Genomic DNA, 16,692 nt, shown 5'->3' with positions numbered 1-16,692 from the left:
GGTTCGACCCCGGTCGGGACCGCCATTATATAAAGGCTCGGTAGCTCAGTCGGTAGAGCAGAGGACTGAAAATCCTCGTGTCGGCGGTTCGATTCCGTCCCGAGCCACCATGAAAATAAAATAAGCCGGCTTAGCTCAATTGGTAGAGCAACTGACTTGTAATCAGTAGGTTGGGGGTTCAAGTCCTCTAGCCGGCACCAGTAAGTTTCGGAGGGGTAGCGAAGTGGCTAAACGCGGCGGACTGTAAATCCGCTCCTTCGGGTTCGGCAGTTCGAATCTGCCCCCCTCCACCATTCATATAGGGGCATAGTTTAATGGTAGAACAGAGGTCTCCAAAACCTCCAATGTGGGTTCGATTCCTACTGCCCCTGCCAAATGAATATGGCGATTGTGGCGAAGTGGTTAACGCACCGGATTGTGGCTCCGGCATTCGTGGGTTCGATTCCCATCAGTCGCCCCATTTATTTTAAATATTTACAAGTCGATTAAAATATGATAAGATTTTTAATGTCTTAGCTGAAAATCATTGTAATCAATTTGTTGATTATAACATATAATGTATTAATCATTCGATGGGCTATAGCCAAGCGGTAAGGCAACGGACTTTGACTCCGTCATGCGCTGGTTCGAATCCAGCTAGCCCAGCCATTTTTGCGGAAGTAGTTCAGTGGTAGAATACAACCTTGCCAAGGTTGGGGTCGCGGGTTCGAATCCCGTCTTCCGCTCCAAATTGAATATGGCGGCATAGCCAAGTGGTAAGGCAGAGGTCTGCAAAACCTTTACCACCGGTTCGAATCCGGTTGCCGCCTTTTTTTATATGCCGATGTGGCGGAATTGGCAGACGCGCACGACTCAAAATCGTGTTCCTTCGGGAGTGTCGGTTCGACCCCGACCATCGGTATTGAATAACGTAGAAAAAGACTCTAACACTTTTGTTAGAGTTTTTTATTATGAGATAAAAGGATAATGTATTCCGCTATTTTAGAGCAGAAAGACTCGCAAGGAAGATAGGTAGGAATAATCAGTAGTGATGAAGAAAACGCTCACTGATTAAAGTTTCACTTTATTTCAGTGAGATAGCTATTATTGTTTGGGGGCCTTGCTTTCTGTAGAAGAAACTACATTTGTCTTACATATCTTCGGAGATAATGTTGCTGCTTATGTAACGAAATCTAGAGATCTTTCTTAAAATAACGATTTACTTTCTTTAATTACATAATAAATGGAAGAAGTGTTACATTCGCAATGAAGAATAAAATTAATGTATAATATATAATGTGAAATAAAAACTATGCGGGTTTTTGTTATGTTTATAATGAATGAATTATGAACTTTTTATACTTATTTTGAAAAAGTGTTGAAGAAATATTATATTTCATATTAATATTTCTTATGTAGATTTAAACGTGAAAGAGAGTGGAACAGAATGGGTCGTAAATGGAACAACATTAAAGACAAAAAAGCATCAAAAGATGCTAATACAAGCCGTGTATATGCAAAATTTGGACGTGAAATTTATGTGGCAGCAAAACAGGGTGAGCCAGATCCAGAATCAAACCAAGCGTTAAAAGTTGTATTAGAGCGTGCGAAAACATACAGTGTACCAAAATCAATTATTGATCGTGCAATTGAAAAAGCAAAAGGCGGTTCAGAGGAAAATTATGACGAGCTTCGTTATGAAGGGTTTGGTCCAAACGGCTCGATGATAATCGTAGATACACTTACAAACAACGTAAACCGTACTGCAGCGGACGTACGTGCTGCATTTAATAAAAACGGTGGGAACATGGGTGTAAATGGCTCTGTAGCATATATGTTTGATGCGACTGCTGTTATTGGACTTGAAGGAAAAACAGCAGATGAGGTACTTGAAATCTTGATGGAAGCAGATGTAGATGCGCGTGATATTTTAGAGGAAGAGGAATCTGTTATTATTTATGCTGAGCCAGATCAATTTCATGCAGTACAAGAAGCGCTTAAGGCTGCTGGTACTACTGAATTTACAGTTGCGGAACTTACAATGCTTGCACAAAATGATGTAGAACTTCCAGAAGAAGCACAAGCACAATTTGAAAAGTTAATTGATGCATTAGAAGATTTAGACGATGTACAACAAGTTTATCATAACGTTGATTTAGGTGAATAATATATGAGAAAAAGGCCTTTTGTTATTTTAGAACAAAAGGCCTTTTTTATATTCAAAAAGAACGGAAAGACTATAAAAGTATAAAATATTTTTAAGTTGATTAAAAGAACGTTTGTTCTTTATAATAAGTATGCACTTAGGATATAAAACGGCCAAGAAATACATTTGTATTCCGAAAAAATATATAGTAAATGGTATAATGAACAGATAAACATTTTATTCCATATGAATGTTGTTAAGAGTATGAACGGATGTTATAACTTACAAGATTGTAAGATAGGTGTAAGAGAAATCGATTGGATCTTTTTTTAGAAGACGATATTCTTAAATTAAGAATAATATATTCTGTATAGAAAAGAGGTGGGCACGATGAAAGAGCGCGTATTATCTAGAGTGAATTATCATCAAAAAATTTCATTCAATCCGATTACAAAGTTTTTATATAAAGCTATTATTTTATTATTATTACTAAGTTGTACTTTATTATTTATCGGAAATGTAATGATTGAACGTAGTGATATTAGCAAGCTACAAGTTCCTGCTAAATTAGAGATACCAAGCTCGTTGGCTCACGCATTTATTGCGACTGAGGATAAACGGTTTTATCATCATAATGGATTAGATTATATTGCGATTGTTCGAGCGTCTATTGAAAATATAAAAGCTGGTGGTATTGTACAAGGAGGAAGTACAATTACACAACAGTTATCTAAAAATGCTTTTTTATCTAATGAACGTACATTTTCTCGAAAATGGAAAGAAATTTTTTATACAAAAAAAATTGAGCGTACATTTACGAAAGATGAAATTTTGAAGTTATATGTGAGTAATATTTATTACGGAGAAGGTGCATGGGGAATTGAAAAAGCAGCAAAATTATATTTTGGTAAAAAGGTTAATAAACTAACATTAAGTGAAAGTGCAATGTTAGCTGCTGTTGTAAAGGCACCTGCATATTATTCACCTGCAAAAAATTACGATAAAGCTGTAGAACGAAGAAACGTAGTCTTAAAGTTAATGGAGCGAGAGGGATATATTAATCATAATCAATATGTGCAAGCGCTAAGTGAGAAACTTGTTATTCGTCACGATACAAAAACAGAGCATTCGATGAAAAAGACAGCGCGTAAAAAGCTTGTTAGTGAAAGGGAGTCCCAAGAGAGGGGCTTCTTTTTTATGAATAAAATATGAGCAGAAGAGACACAATATTGTCACATTTACTCTATTTTTAAAATTTATGTGAGCGTGTTCATTGCATGACTGATATAAGTATTGATATTATGTGTATTGTGTACAGCAATGTATACAGAATATGAAATTAAAGAGGAATGTATATGAAATCATCGAACAAAATCATGGTTCTTGGTATTGTTTTTTCTATTGCTGTCTTAATTGTTATTGGAACAATTGTGTACAGTATTATAAATGACAAAAAAGAAAAAGGAAATGAGATGTTTGCTTATTCTACTCAACAAACTTTAGGGAAAGAAGATGCTCCTGTGAAAGTTGTAGAATTTGGAGACTTCAAATGTCCAGCTTGTCGAACTTGGGATGCAACGGTATTCCCGCGTCTAAAAGAAGATTATATTAATAATGGAAAAGTGCAGTTTTATTTTATTAACTTCCCATTTATCGGAAAAGATTCTGAATTAGGTGCTGCAGCTGGTGAGGCAATTTATAAACAAGACCCAGATTCTTTCTGGAAATTCTATGATGAAATGTATCAAAGTCAGAAAAAAGATACTGAGGAATGGATTACAGAAGAACTGCTTCTTAATATAGTGAAGGAAAAACTTCCAAAAGTGAACGCAGAACAGTTTAAGAAAGATTTACACAGTAAAGAAATGAAAGAAAAAGTACGTAAAGATTTTGATCGTGCAGAAAAACTAAAAGTACAAGGTGCACCATCAGTATATGTAAACGGAAATCTTACAAATCCTGATTATGACAGTATGAAAAAGGAAATTGATAAAGAATTGAAAAAGTGATGAGGAGTCTCATCACTTTTTCGACTTTTTTCGATAAATTTCTTGCGCGTCTTTTCATTACATGCTATACTACTTTACATAAGTTATTGAAACAACTTATATATATTTTATTATTTGCGGGTGTAGTTTAGTGGTAAAACAAGAGCCTTCCAAGCTCTGGTCGAGAGTTCGATTCTCTTCACCCGCTCCAGCTATTATTTCGTATTTTTTATAATAACTTGTGATCAACGCAGTGTTTCGTTTCTAAGATAAACGAGGCATTGCGTTTTTTAATGTTTGGAAAAGAATATTTTATGCAAAAATAGAATGAACGAATATGATTATGAAATGAATTGCTAACCAACAGTAGATGATTCAATATATATTCATCGTAGAAGGAGGTAAAGCATGGATTTTGAGAAATTAAAGCAAGATGTAATAGCGTACAGTAAAACGATTGGAATCGATAAAATAGGGTTTGCAAGTGCTTCTCCTTTTGAGGAATTGAAGCAGCGTTTAATTCAGCAACAACAATTAAATTATCAATCTGGTTTTGAAGAACCTGATATTGAGAAGAGAACAAATCCACAGCTATTATTACCAGGGGCAAAATCAATTATTGCGATTGCATTAGCCTATCCATCAAAACTAAAAAATGCACCGCTAAGTAAGCGTGGAGAGAGACGTGGTATTTTTTGTCGCGCGTCTTGGGGTCAAGATTATCATCTTGTTTTACGAGATCGTTTGCAAAAGTTAGAGGCGTATTTAATCGAAAAATTACCTGGTATAGAAGTAAAATCAATGGTTGATACAGGAGAATTAAGTGATCGTGCTGTTTCAGAACGTGCTGGTATCGGATGGAGTGGAAAAAACTGCTCGATTATTACTCCAGAATTTGGTTCTTATGTATATTTAGGTGAAATGATCACGAATGTCCCGTTTCCTCCTGATCAGCCTATAGAAGATCAGTGTGGAAGTTGTACAAAATGCATTGATATTTGTCCAACTGGGGCTTTAGTACAAGGAGGACAATTAAATGCAAAGAAATGTATTGCTTTTTTAACACAGACAAAAGGGTTCTTGCCAGAAGAATATCGGGATAAGATAGGAAACAGAATATATGGATGCGATACATGTCAGACTGTCTGTCCAAAGAATAAAGGGAAAGACTTCCATAATCATCCCGAAATGGAACCAGATCCAGAATTAGTTAAACCGCTATTAATTCCGTTATTAACAATAAGTAACCGAGAGTTTAAAGAAAAATACGGGATAATGTCTGGATCATGGCGAGGAAAGAAACCGTTGCAGCGAAATGCAATTTTAGCGCTTGCTCATTTTAAAGAAACAGCAGCAGTACCGCATTTAATTGATGTGATGAAAGATGATCCAAGACCTGTTATACGAGGAACGGCGGCATGGGCTCTTGGGAAAATCGGCGGTGATGGAGTAGGCGTTGCCATTGAACGTGCAATGGAGCGTGAGAAGGATGAAGAAGTTCTTCATGAAATGAAGCGAGGACTTGAATTGCTGGCACAGAAAAAAGAGTAGATAATATTCCCCTGTTTCATATTGTAATATGGGGAGGGGAGAAAATGACTGTAAAATCTTATATTGAAAAACAAATACAACAATCTTTAGCATTTATAGTTGATAAAAGGGAACATGTAGATGGAATTTCTCCAGATTTATGGAAGGTATTACAGCGTAAACAAAACTTATTTCAAAAACGTGGCGCAAATATTGTAAAAGCAACAGCAGATATTTCTTTTATTCGGCAATTAAATAGTAAAGAGTATCAAGAAGTGGATTATCAAGTACATTTGAAATATTTCATTCTTCATAAAGAATTATTTTATATAGAAGAAGAACAAGTAACGCGGCGTATACGATTAAAAGGAAAGAAAATCGAAGAAGATAATGTCATTGAAGTGAAAGATAATTTTAGCAGTGATGGACCAATAGAACGTGAAAGAACAAAAGAAAAATTCGGATTCTATCAATACAATCGTCTTGAAGCGGTTAAGTATGCTGAACGTTGGTGGGATAATCGAAATCCAGTATACCGTAATTTTCCTGATAATTGTACAAATTTTGTTTCCCAATGCCTTCATGCAGGGGAAATACCGATGACAGGGTATCCTAACATTCGTAAAGGTTGGTGGCAAAGGGGAAATCAATGGAGCTGGAGCTGGGCAGTTGCTCATTCATTTTATTGGTATTTATCAGGATCGACAACAGGTTTGAGAGCTAAGTCGGTAGAAAAACCAGAAGATCTTATACTTGGGGATATAATTGCTTATGACTTCGAGAATGATGGAAGATGGAATCATACGACGATTGTAGTGGCAAAAGATGCAGATGGAATGCCGCTTGTCAATGCTCATTCAGCCAATAGCCGGCATCGTTACTGGAATTATGAAGATTCTAGTAAGTATACACCGCAAATGAAGTATAAATTTTTTCATATTATTAATGGGTAGAGATTTTTCATTCAAGTGGTATAATACGTAGTAGAGAAAAAATTGAGGTGAATATTCCGTGGGAGTAAATGTTGTTTTATATCAACCAGAAATTCCAGCAAATACAGGAAATATAGCACGTACGTGTGCAGCAACTGGAGCTGGGCTACATTTAATTAGACCGCTTGGATTTTCAACAGATGATAAAATGTTGAAGCGCGCTGGTTTAGATTATTGGGAGCATGTAAAAATTACGTACTATGATTCAATCGAAGAGTTTTATGAAAAAAATCACGATGGTGAATTTTTCTATTTAACAAAGTATGGTGAAAAGGCACATACAGCGTTTGATTATAGTAATCCAGAGAAAAATTATTATTTTGTATTTGGAAGAGAAACAAATGGCTTACCAGCAAATGTCATTCAAGAAAACTTTGACCATTGTTTGCGCATTCCAATGACAGATAAAGTTCGCTCATTAAATTTATCAAATACAGCAGCTATTTTAGTCTATGAAGCTTTTCGTCAACAAAATTATCCAGGTTTAGATGAAAAGATTGTGTACTAAAAGTCGTCACTTGACGACTTTTTTATAGAAAAAAATATGTATTTATACGTTTTGAAACGAGATGTATCATTTGCGCAAGGTTATTATTTTTTCTGTTCAAGATGTAGAAAAGTGATGTGCTTAGGCACATCACTTTTTGTTTGTTCCTGGCTTATTATTATACCCAGCTGTAAAAATAGCAGTAAGAAATGCAAGTGAAACGCCTAAAATTAATAATAATTTCATGTTACGTTCCCCCCTCTCTTTTCGTTTATAAATTCACTCTTTCGTTATGTAGTATTCTTTGAAGTGAAGAAGGGATTAAATTCAGACGAATAAAGAGATGTGTTCCCTAATACCTTTATTATACAGAATTTTCTTAGTATTTTGGGTGGATTTTTTTAGATGATAAGATATTTCATTTTGATTTAAAGAATGTTTAGGGACATCCTCGCATACCTTTTATAATAATCCGATTGAACAAGGAGATGGGGGAGGAGCTATAATGGATATTCTAAAAAAGATTGAACAGCACCGAGAATCAGAGGAACGTTTAAAGTGGGAAGGTACGTTTGCGGAGTATTTGGATCTTGTAAAAGAAAAACCATGGGTGGCCCAAACAGCACACTCTCGCATTTATAATATGATTAAAGATGCTGGCATTGAAGAGGTAGATGGGAGAAAAAGATATAATTTCTTCAGCAATCAACTTTTTGGATTAGAGGATGCTTTAGAACGTCTTGTGGAGGAATATTTTCATCCATCAGCAAAACGTCTAGATGTTAGAAAGCGAATTTTATTATTAATGGGACCTGTTAGTGGTGGGAAATCGACATTAGTTACGATGTTAAAAAGAGGATTAGAAACCTATTCACGTACAGAGCGTGGAGCTATTTTTGCTATTAAAGGTTGCCCAATGCATGAAGATCCTCTCCATTTAATCCCGCATCATTTACGAGATGCTTTCTTTGAGGAATATGGCGTAAGGATTGAAGGGAATTTATCACCGTTAAATATGATGAGGTTAGAACAGGAGTATGGTGGAAGGATAGAAGATGTAATGGTTGAGCGCATTTTCTTCTCAGAGGACCGTCGTACAGGAATTGGAACATTTAGTCCATCGGATCCAAAGTCACAAGATATTGCTGATTTAACAGGAAGTCTGGATTTCTCTACAATTGCTGAATATGGTTCAGAATCGGACCCGCGTGCTTATCGCTTTGATGGGGAGTTAAATAAAGCGAACCGAGGAATGATGGAATTTCAAGAGATGTTAAAGTGCGATGAAAAGTTTTTATGGCACTTATTATCTCTCACACAAGAGGGGAATTTCAAGGCAGGCAGATTTGCACTTATTTCAGCAGATGAATTAATTGTAGCTCATACAAACGAAACAGAGTATCGCTCCTTTATCGCAAATAAGAAAAATGAAGCATTGCATTCGAGAATTATTGTTATGCCAGTACCATATAACTTACGGGTAAGCGAAGAGGAACATATTTATGAAAAGATGATTCGCGAAAGCGATGTATCCGATGTGCATATTGCCCCTCATACACTTCGAGTCGCAGCGATGTTTACTATTTTAACTCGATTAAAAGATCCAAAGCGTCCAGATATTGATCTCATTAAAAAGATGCGTTTATATGATGGTGAAATGGTAGAAGGGTATAATTCGATTGATGTGGAAGAATTACAGCGTGAATATCAAGATGAAGGAATGAGCGGTATCGATCCTCGATATGTGATTAATAGAATTTCTTCTACAATTATTCGAAAAGAAGTTCCATCTATTAACGCACTTGATGTATTACGCTCTTTAAAAGACGGATTAGATCAGCATCCATCTATTAGTAATGAAGATAGAGAACGTTATATGAATTTTATTTCATTAGCGCGAAAAGAGTATGATGAGATTGCGAAGAAAGAAGTGCAGAAGGCATTTGTGTATTCGTACGAAGAATCAGCTAAGACACTTATGGATAATTATTTAGATAATGTCGAAGCGTATTGCAATAAATCGAAATTACGTGATCCATTAACGGGCGAAGAAATGAGTCCAGATGAAAAACTAATGCGTTCTATCGAAGAACAAATTGGTATTTCCGAAAACGCTAAAAAAGCATTCCGTGAAGAAATTTTAATTCGTATCTCAGCTTATGCGCGTAAAGGAAAACGCTTTGACTATAATTCACATGAACGTCTTCGTGAAGCAATACAGAAAAAACTGTTTGCGGATCTGAAAGATGTGGTGAAAATTACGACATCAACGAAAACGCCTGATGAAAATCAACTCAAGAAAATTAATGATGTTGTAGCACGCTTAATCGATGAACATGGATACAACTCTTCGTCTGCTAATGAATTGTTACGTTATGTGGGCAGTTTATTGAATCGATAATATGATAATAGAACGCTGTCTCTTTCTAGAATGGAGACGGCGTTTTTATATCGTATGAGAGTATGGTCTACAAATAGCTAAAGCAAGAGATAGGAACTCCAAATGAAGAAATAAGGCTTGTCCAATATAATAAATTAAGATGCAATTTCATGAATTTATTGTCAATTATTTTTACAATATGCATATGATAGAGTAACCAACCATTCATACAGAAAAAAGCCAACACAATATAATATGTTGCAAGGCACAAAAGTGTGCAACAATGCATTGTGTTTATTTCGTATCTCTTGGCTGTATGTTCACGATTATGGATTGCGTATCAAATTTTTTGTTGGGAATGTTCGGGATAGGATGTAATCATGATTTGAGAAGAAATGTTCATGAGCAGTTTTGCATTGTAATTTGAATTCTACTGTTTTGAGCAGTATGAAGAAAAAACTAATAAGGAGGGAAAGGAATGAGCGAAGAGACTAAACATAATTACACAATTTCACAGGAAAACTGGTCCCTCCATCGCAAAGGATATGACGACCAACAACGCCATCAAGAAAAAGTACAAGAGGCAATTAAAAATAACTTGCCAGATCTTGTAACAGAAGAAAGTATTATAATGTCTAATGGTAGGGATGTTGTCAAAATACCAATTCGTTCTTTAGATGAATATAAAATTAGATATAACTATGATAAAAATAAACATGTTGGGCAAGGAAATGGTGATAGTAAAGTTGGCGATGTCGTTGCACGAGACGGCTCTGGTGGTCAAAAGCAGAAGGGACCAGGAAAAGGGCAAGGCGCAGGAGATGTAGCCGGAGAGGATTATTATGAAGCGGAAGTATCTATTTTAGAATTGGAGCAAGCTTTTTTCAAAGAGTTAGAATTACCTAATTTAAAGAGAAAAGAAATGGATGAAAATCGGCTTGAGCATATTGAATTTAATGATATTAGAAAGACGGGATTATGGGGAAATATTGATAAGAAACGAACAATGATTTCAGCGTATAAACGAAATGCAATGAAAGGAAAACCATCGTTCCATCCAATCTATCAAGAAGACTTGAAGTTTCGAACATGGAATGAAGTGTTAAAACCAGAATCAAAAGCAGTTGTATTAGCAATGATGGATACAAGTGGATCGATGGGAATTTGGGAAAAATATATGGCACGAAGCTTTTTCTTTTGGATGACAAGATTTTTACGTACAAAGTATGAAACAGTGGATATTGAATTTATCGCACATCATACAGAAGCGAAAGTAGTAACGGAGGAAGAATTTTTCTCCAAAGGCGAAAGCGGTGGTACAATATGTTCTTCTGTTTATAGAAAAGCACTTGAGCTTATAGATGGAAAGTATTCGCCGGAACGCTATAATATTTATCCATTTCATTTTTCTGATGGGGATAACTTAACATCCGATAATGCTCGTTGCGTCAAGCTTGTGCAGGAATTGATGAAGGTATGTAATATGTTTGGGTATGGGGAAGTGAACCAGTACAACACTTCACCATATACCCAAACATATTTTTTGTTTAAAAGATTAAGAAGGTATAAAAATGCTTCAATTTTTGAAAAGGATGTATATCTAAGTTTAGAGGTGTAAGAGGTTCTTTTTATATCAATCAGAGCATAAATTTTCTTATTAGATTACTCCTTGAATTCTTAAAGTAATTTCAGCTATTATAATAGAACCTAAAAATGTCCCTAAAAAAACAAATATTCCTACGATAATACTACGTAATCCTAATTTAGAAAAAGTAACCCAATTTCTACCTACTGAAATACCCGCATATGCTAGAACGGGGGTAGCTAAAGAGAGAATATTTATTTTTGAAGTCCAATTTACAATATAAGAAGAAAATGGAAACCAAGGAACTGTAATTAATATACCGACAAGGCCTATATAGCCAACTGCTGGAATCTTTAAAGGAACTATTTTTTCTAAGAAGAAACCTATTGAAGAAATAGTAATTAAAATTAACATACCCATAATAGATTGTTGAGGTGGTACATTGAAGCTAATCCAGTTTGCAATTATAGACATAAAACCGATAATACATAATAAGAGAGAGGATTTAAATATTGTTGACATCAGATTTTTCCTCCTTAACCACTGAACTTTTTTTCTTCATTCGTCGTTTATCTAATAGATTATATGTTTTTTCAGTTAAAGGTAAACTAATCAACATACTTACATATAATCCAGTAGATAAAGAAATCAAATTACTAGCACCTGCAAAAGCTATAATCTCATCTTGTAAGGAAGGAAATGAGGCAACTAATGCACCTGAAGAAGCTGCCATCATACTTCCACTTCCTATACCTGAAGCCATCGCTAAAGAATAAGGATGAAAAATTTTAAAAGTTGCTAATAATCCTGCTAACAATCCAAAAAATAAGGCACCAAAAAACGTTCCAAAAATGTAAATTGCCATTACCCCATGACCTTCAGGAGAATTAAAACCATACTTATTCGTAATTAATCCTACATTAGGCTCTCTGCCAATAGAATGAGTCATTCCGATAGCTTCACGTTTAAAGCCGAGTAGCATAGCTATAGGAAGAGCTAAAATAATAGTACCTATGTGACCTAGTTCTTGCAATAATAGAGCGGGACCTGCACTTAATAGTACTTGCAACTGTGGTCCAATCACAACGCCTGTTTTTGCAATGGTTAAAGTAACTCCAGTAACAATTATAGGTTCTAAGTTTTTAGCATGTTCTTTTTGAATAAGAGGTGAAAAGTATAAGAGAAGTCCTATTAAAAATGCATAAAGCATAGGTAATAACAATATAATTCCAATTCCTAACTTAATATTAAACGGCCCTATAAATTCAGTGAGAAGCACAATACAAAAAACTAAAGCATGTAATTTCCAGTTTTTAAATAAATGTTTTACTTGTTTGTCATCCATATTTTTTCCTCCCTCAATATCTTGTTTTGAAAATGGTATTTTGTTACAATTTAAGAAATGTATAGAAATGGGGTGGGGTTTTGTATATTCAAGTATTCTTAGTAGGACTCTTAGCAGCTATGTCACCAGGGCCAGATTTTTTTATTGTCATGAAAAATAGTCTGGATTTTGGATCTCGTACAGGTATTGCTACTGCAATAGGTATAGCTTTAGCTCTCGTTATACATATTACCTATACCATACTTGGATTTGCAGTAATACTTCAGAAATATCCTGCGATATTTATAATTATTCAGTTATTAGGGGCAGCATATCTAATTTGGTTAGGATGGAATGCCATCCGGTCAACTTCTAAAGAAACAAATGAAATTACCAAAGATTTAAAGAATGAAAAAGTTTCAAAAAATCTTTTTCAAGCATTTAAAGAGGGATTTCTTTGTAATGTTCTAAATCCTAAATCTGCTTTGTTTTTTTTAAGTATATTCTCTCAATTTATTTCTACTAATACGCCTGATTGGATACGCTGGGTATATGGAGTTGAAATTATTTTCGCAGTAGGATTATGGTTTGTGGTATTGGCAACAATAATATCTTACAGAAAATTCAGATTATTTTACCAAAGGTATTCTTTTTGGTTCGATCGTTTCCTAGGTACTGTAATTATTTTATTTGCTTTAAAAATTATTTTTTCAGTTGTAAAATCAGCATAGGCCTTCTCAATAAAAGAGGGCCTATGTTTTATTAAATTAAGACCAAAAAACTATATCTTTATTTGGCATTAAACCTGCAAAAGAACTAACAGTAATACGGTCCTCACTACCACTTGCTTTTTGAACTTCGTGATAATTTTGAGGATTAAAAAACACTAATTCTCCTTGTTTCGGTGTAATTCTAATACATTCTGCATTTTTAACAGCTTCATAATCGTATGCATAACTATCTTTTAATTTATAAAAATCTTCATCAGATTTTTTCCAAGGACGATTATAGACTACTGTAGAACCTCCATTAGCACTTGGCTGTAAATAAATATTCCAAGCTAGTTGAGCATTGATTTTACCTATAGTCCATTCAGGGAATAAGCCGTCTAGTCCTCCAGCCCAATCAACATGAATCAAGGCACGGTCCATAACACGTACAAGTCCTGCAAAATATGTATCCCCGGTTTCTTCTTCTATGGCAAAGTCTACATTGTGTGGCCAAGCATCCCCAACGAATCTCATTACTTTTTTAGCTAAATCTCCAGAATCTCTAAAAATAGATTCTCTTGCTTGGTTTGCTATAACTGCTTTTTTAAAGTATTCCTTTTTCCTTTCTATGCTGAATCTATGTTCAAATTGAGTGGTTCCTATTTTTCCAATTTTAGGATATACACCTTCATAATAATTTACTCCATATTCTTTAATGCCATTTAAAGCTTTTTCGCAAATTTCTTTCGATATAAAATTAGGAATTCTAATTGCACCGATATTTCCTTTGAATAAATCTTCCAGTAGTTCTACAGATAATTTCTGCGTTTCTTCTATGCCCCAAGTTTTAACAATAACCATTATAAAATTACCTCCTAAAATATAACATTTTTTACATTTAATAGTTTATCATGCGGAGTTATATTTTAACAATATTTTTTATACATCATTAATAATCAGTTCAAATCTCCTTTTTCCTTTGCCTTTAGATTTATTAGATATTATTTGAAAGGAACCTATTTCTTTAGTTTCAGAAACATGAGTACCATTACATGGTTGTTCATCTAAATTTTCTATTTCTATGAGGCGAATATTCTTTATATTATTAGGAATAAGACTAAGAACAGTTTTAATTTTTCCATCTAAATTTGTTCCTTCACATCGATTAATAATTCGGGACTTAATTTGATGGTTATCTTGAATAATTTCATTAACACATTTTTCAATATTCTGAAATTCATTGTCAGAAAGTTGTGCATTAAACTGTATATCAATTCTAGCTCGATTTTCAAAGATTTGATTTCCGAGAGTTAATGCATCATACTCGTTATAAAGATAACCAGCAAAAACATGTAGCAAGGAATGATAGCGCATAAACTTATATCTTCGATTCCAATCCAATACTAGTTCAACTGGTCCATATTGTAACTTTTCTGAATTGTTAATATAGTGAATAATCTCGTTATCAATTCTTTCAACCTTATTAACTGGAAAAATAATTTTATTCTGCTTTAAATATCCAATATCACAAGGTTGTCCACCGCCAGTGGGATAAAATATGGTTTTATCTAATATTATTTTTTCATTTTCTATATTTTTAATTATAGAAAACCCCTGTTTTATGTAAGTATTCTCTAAAAAAAGTTCTTTTGACATATATAAGCCTCCTTTTTGTTATTATTTTACCATTTTTGTTATATAATTGAAAATGATTCTGGAAAGGGGGAGATTTTAATGATTTGTATAAATAACATTCGATTAATTATAGGGGATAACTTGGAAACTATTGAAACTGGCTTTATAGTTTTTAATCAAGAGCGTATTATTGAAGTATCGAATAAACCTTTATTAAATTTACCTACTGAATGTCAGATGGTTGATGGAACAGGCTTGACGGCATTACCTGGATTAATCGATGCTCATGTTCATTTAGGAATGGATTGTTCGCCAGATCCATTTTTCAGTATGAGTCATACAGATGATACCACAATTGCTTATCGTGCTTATAAACAAGGTATTCAATTTCTTGAATCTGGAATTACAACCGTACGAAATTTAGGAACTAGAAATAATATTGATATTCAATATAGAGATTCTATTCAAAAAAATATAATAGATGGACCACGCGTATTTGCTTCAGGTAACCCCATTATTATTACGGGGGGACATGGACAAGCAATGGGAATTGAGGTTGATGGAGTTGATGAGATACGAAAAGCATCTAGAAGTCAAATAAAAGCTGGTGCTGACTTACTAAAATTAATGGCTACGGGTGGTGTTTTAACAAAAGGAAATAAACCTGCCTCAGTACAATTAAATATCGATGAGTTAAAATGTGCTTGTCAAGAGGCTAAGAATGCTAATATAGCTACAGCTGCTCATGCAATAGGAATAGAAGGTGTTAAAAATGCTATAAGAGCAGGTGTTCATACGATAGAGCACGGTTACTATCTAGATAATGAATCGATTCAAATGATGATTAACCAAGATGTGTATTTGATTCCAACTCTTTTGGCACCTATATTAATTTTAAATAATCCAAATCAGATTCCACAACATATGTTAGACAAATTAGAAGATATTGAGGTACATCATAGAAAAAGTTTCCGTAGTGCTTTGAGTCAAGGTGTAAAAATTGCTGTGGGTACTGATGCGGGTACTCCATATAATTTCCCAGGCCAAATAGTAGATGAAATGAAGATTATGGTAGATGAAGGTATGAGTAATTTACAAGCGATTCAGGCGGCAACTAGTGTAGGTGCTGCTTGTTTGAAAATTGATTCTCTAACTGGAACATTAGAAAAAGGAAAGTGGGCAGATATTCTTATAGTTGAAGGGAATCCATTAGAGAATATATTGGATTTGAAAAATGTGAAACAAGTATTTAAAGCTGGCAAACCATGTTTAAATACATATGAGAATATAACACATTTTGCGTAAATGAATAAATGGTGGATTAGAAATGAATTTGAAGTAATGAAGAAAAAATTACTAAAGATAGGCTAGATCTAAAATATAATTATAGCCAGTTTAATACGTTTAACAATAGGAGGTTAATTGGATATTTTGAAAAAAATAAAGAGTTGATTCTGACAAGAAATTTTAAAGAGAATCTATCGCTATTCTCCCTAGGTAGAAAAGAAGATGATAGGGGATAAATAATAAAAAAACTAGGCCATAATTACTTGTATTTTAAGAAAAGTGTAGCCTAGTTTTTTATTTTATCTGTTCTATATTCTAGTATATAATTCGATTACAAATTCATCTTTTCTTTGCCAGATTTTTTTTTCTTAAATATGTAGCCTTTTCAAGCACTGACTTGAGAAGACGATTTTTCTTTTCTATATCATTCGTTGCATAATAAGCCTCTAAAACATTTTTGATTCTCGGAACAAATTCATGTATATGTTTTTCTTTTTCTAATATCTTTTTAATTTCATGTTTAAGCTCTTCAATTGCTTTTTGCGTAGTCTTCAATCGTACAGCAATAGATTTTTGCCTCTCTAAGAATGTGTCAACATCATATACACCTTTTTCTAAAAAATCATGGAGATTGCTTTTTTGTTTTTGC

Annotated in this window: 14 protein-coding genes, 10 tRNA genes and 1 pseudogene; 20 read left to right on the top strand and 5 right to left on the bottom strand. The window is 34.1% G+C overall.

The features are described 5' to 3' along the window. The first annotated feature begins 34 nt into the window (after positions 1–34). The 18 genes from MR063_RS20980 to yhbH all read left to right on the top strand — a co-directional run bounded on the left by MR063_RS20980 (position 35) and on the right by yhbH (position 11,120). Positions 35–110, top strand: a tRNA-Phe gene (locus MR063_RS20980). A 14-nt stretch (positions 111–124) separates the two neighbouring features. Continuing rightward, positions 125–200 (top strand) — tRNA-Thr (locus tag MR063_RS20975). 9 nt (positions 201–209) lie between these two features. Further along, positions 210–293, top strand: a tRNA-Tyr gene (locus MR063_RS20970). 7 nt (positions 294–300) lie between these two features. Beyond that, positions 301–374, top strand: a tRNA-Trp gene (locus tag MR063_RS20965). Positions 375–384: 10 nt separating this feature from the next. After that, positions 385–460: transfer RNA gene (locus MR063_RS20960), tRNA-His, on the top strand. A 113-nt stretch (positions 461–573) separates the two neighbouring features. Further along, positions 574–648 (top strand) — tRNA-Gln (locus MR063_RS20955). 5 nt (positions 649–653) lie between these two features. Continuing rightward, a tRNA-Gly gene (locus MR063_RS20950) sits at positions 654–728 on the top strand. Positions 729–738: 10 nt separating this feature from the next. After that, a tRNA-Cys gene (locus tag MR063_RS20945) sits at positions 739–809 on the top strand. A 10-nt stretch (positions 810–819) separates the two neighbouring features. After that, a tRNA-Leu gene (locus MR063_RS20940) sits at positions 820–901 on the top strand. Positions 902–1,426: 525 nt separating this feature from the next. Further along, positions 1,427–2,146 (top strand): YebC/PmpR family DNA-binding transcriptional regulator, encoded by a 720-nt coding sequence (locus MR063_RS20935; RefSeq protein WP_242201242.1) that lies wholly within the window; start codon positions 1,427–1,429, stop codon positions 2,144–2,146. Positions 2,147–2,515: 369 nt separating this feature from the next. Further along, a complete protein-coding gene (locus MR063_RS20930; RefSeq protein WP_242201240.1) occupies positions 2,516–3,337 on the top strand; it encodes a transglycosylase domain-containing protein in 822 nt (273 codons plus the stop codon). A gap of 143 nt (positions 3,338–3,480) precedes the next feature. Further along, positions 3,481–4,134 (top strand): DsbA family protein, encoded by a 654-nt coding sequence (locus tag MR063_RS20925; RefSeq protein ID WP_242201238.1) that lies wholly within the window; start codon positions 3,481–3,483, stop codon positions 4,132–4,134. Between the two features lie 116 nt (positions 4,135–4,250). Next, positions 4,251–4,324 (top strand) — tRNA-Gly (locus tag MR063_RS20920). 197 nt (positions 4,325–4,521) lie between these two features. Further along, the gene (queG, locus tag MR063_RS20915; protein ID WP_242145048.1) at positions 4,522–5,664 is read left to right on the top strand and encodes a tRNA epoxyqueuosine(34) reductase QueG; all 1,143 of its coding nucleotides are present in this window, start codon (positions 4,522–4,524) and stop codon (positions 5,662–5,664) included. A gap of 44 nt (positions 5,665–5,708) precedes the next feature. Beyond that, positions 5,709–6,596, top strand: coding sequence for an amidase domain-containing protein (locus tag MR063_RS20910; protein ID WP_242201235.1), 888 nt, complete (start codon positions 5,709–5,711; stop codon positions 6,594–6,596). Between the two features lie 58 nt (positions 6,597–6,654). Continuing rightward, complete coding sequence (gene trmL / locus MR063_RS20905; RefSeq protein WP_242145046.1) at positions 6,655–7,143, top strand: tRNA (uridine(34)/cytosine(34)/5-carboxymethylaminomethyluridine(34)-2'-O)-methyltransferase TrmL; 489 nt, start codon at positions 6,655–6,657, stop codon at positions 7,141–7,143. Between the two features lie 484 nt (positions 7,144–7,627). Beyond that, positions 7,628–9,523, top strand: a complete 1,896-nt coding sequence (locus tag MR063_RS20900; protein WP_242145044.1) for a PrkA family serine protein kinase — start codon at positions 7,628–7,630, stop codon at positions 9,521–9,523. Between the two features lie 457 nt (positions 9,524–9,980). Then, positions 9,981–11,120: a sporulation protein YhbH gene (gene yhbH / locus MR063_RS20895; protein WP_242201232.1), complete on the top strand. Its 1,140-nt coding sequence runs from the start codon at positions 9,981–9,983 to the stop codon at positions 11,118–11,120. A gap of 39 nt (positions 11,121–11,159) precedes the next feature. On the opposite strand, the gene MR063_RS20890 is transcribed toward yhbH, so the two are convergent. Further along, the gene (locus MR063_RS20890) at positions 11,160–11,609 is read right to left on the bottom strand and encodes a hypothetical protein (RefSeq protein ID WP_242201230.1); all 450 of its coding nucleotides are present in this window, start codon (positions 11,607–11,609) and stop codon (positions 11,160–11,162) included. Next, positions 11,593–12,432 (bottom strand): DUF3100 domain-containing protein, encoded by an 840-nt coding sequence (locus MR063_RS20885; RefSeq protein WP_242201228.1) that lies wholly within the window; start codon positions 12,430–12,432, stop codon positions 11,593–11,595. Before MR063_RS20885 ends, MR063_RS20890 begins: the two co-directional genes overlap by 17 nt. A gap of 80 nt (positions 12,433–12,512) precedes the next feature. On the opposite strand from MR063_RS20885, the gene MR063_RS20880 reads away from it, so the two are divergent. After that, complete coding sequence (locus MR063_RS20880; protein ID WP_242201226.1) at positions 12,513–13,142, top strand: LysE family translocator; 630 nt, start codon at positions 12,513–12,515, stop codon at positions 13,140–13,142. A gap of 36 nt (positions 13,143–13,178) precedes the next feature. Here MR063_RS20880 and MR063_RS20875 read toward each other — a convergent pair whose 3' ends face one another. Both MR063_RS20875 and MR063_RS20870 read right to left on the bottom strand, forming a co-directional pair. Then, entirely contained in the window at positions 13,179–13,982 is an 804-nt protein-coding gene (locus MR063_RS20875; RefSeq protein WP_242201225.1) for a 2OG-Fe(II)-dependent halogenase WelO5 family protein, read from the bottom strand. Positions 13,983–14,060: 78 nt separating this feature from the next. Then, positions 14,061–14,777: an alanyl-tRNA editing protein gene (locus MR063_RS20870; RefSeq protein WP_242201223.1), complete on the bottom strand. Its 717-nt coding sequence runs from the start codon at positions 14,775–14,777 to the stop codon at positions 14,061–14,063. A 78-nt stretch (positions 14,778–14,855) separates the two neighbouring features. Here MR063_RS20870 and MR063_RS20865 point away from each other — a divergent pair, with 78 nt between their 5' ends. Next, entirely contained in the window at positions 14,856–16,061 is a 1,206-nt protein-coding gene (locus tag MR063_RS20865) for a metal-dependent hydrolase family protein (protein ID WP_242201221.1), read from the top strand. Between the two features lie 290 nt (positions 16,062–16,351). Here the strand turns inward: MR063_RS20865 and MR063_RS20860 are convergent. After that, a pseudogene (locus tag MR063_RS20860) lies at positions 16,352–16,692 on the bottom strand (recombinase family protein); the annotation flags it as partial.

Source organism: Bacillus cereus group sp. BfR-BA-01492 (genome assembly GCF_022662815.1).
GTDB lineage: Bacteria > Bacillota > Bacilli > Bacillales > Bacillaceae_G > Bacillus_A > Bacillus_A cereus_BD.
Note: the sequence above shows the minus strand (reverse complement) of the source record. Positions and strands in the feature narration are given on the sequence as shown.

Bases quoted from the DNA above. Each gene is read 5' to 3' on its own strand.
- MR063_RS20925 (WP_242201238.1), top strand. From the start codon at position 3,481: ATGAAATCATCGAACAAAATCATGGTTCTTGGTATTGTTTTTTCTATT.
- MR063_RS20885 (WP_242201228.1), bottom strand. From the start codon at position 12,432: ATGGATGACAAACAAGTAAAACATTTATTTAAAAACTGGAAATTACAT.
- MR063_RS20890 (WP_242201230.1), bottom strand. From the start codon at position 11,609: ATGTCAACAATATTTAAATCCTCTCTCTTATTATGTATTATCGGTTTT.
- MR063_RS20875 (WP_242201225.1), bottom strand. From the start codon at position 13,982: ATGGTTATTGTTAAAACTTGGGGCATAGAAGAAACGCAGAAATTATCT.
- MR063_RS20910 (WP_242201235.1), top strand. From the start codon at position 5,709: ATGACTGTAAAATCTTATATTGAAAAACAAATACAACAATCTTTAGCA.
- MR063_RS20865 (WP_242201221.1), top strand. From the start codon at position 14,856: ATGATTTGTATAAATAACATTCGATTAATTATAGGGGATAACTTGGAA.
- MR063_RS20900 (WP_242145044.1), top strand. From the start codon at position 7,628: ATGGATATTCTAAAAAAGATTGAACAGCACCGAGAATCAGAGGAACGT.
- MR063_RS20930 (WP_242201240.1), top strand. From the start codon at position 2,516: ATGAAAGAGCGCGTATTATCTAGAGTGAATTATCATCAAAAAATTTCA.
- MR063_RS20870 (WP_242201223.1), bottom strand. From the start codon at position 14,777: ATGTCAAAAGAACTTTTTTTAGAGAATACTTACATAAAACAGGGGTTT.
- queG (WP_242145048.1), top strand. From the start codon at position 4,522: ATGGATTTTGAGAAATTAAAGCAAGATGTAATAGCGTACAGTAAAACG.
- yhbH (WP_242201232.1), top strand. From the start codon at position 9,981: ATGAGCGAAGAGACTAAACATAATTACACAATTTCACAGGAAAACTGG.
- MR063_RS20935 (WP_242201242.1), top strand. From the start codon at position 1,427: ATGGGTCGTAAATGGAACAACATTAAAGACAAAAAAGCATCAAAAGAT.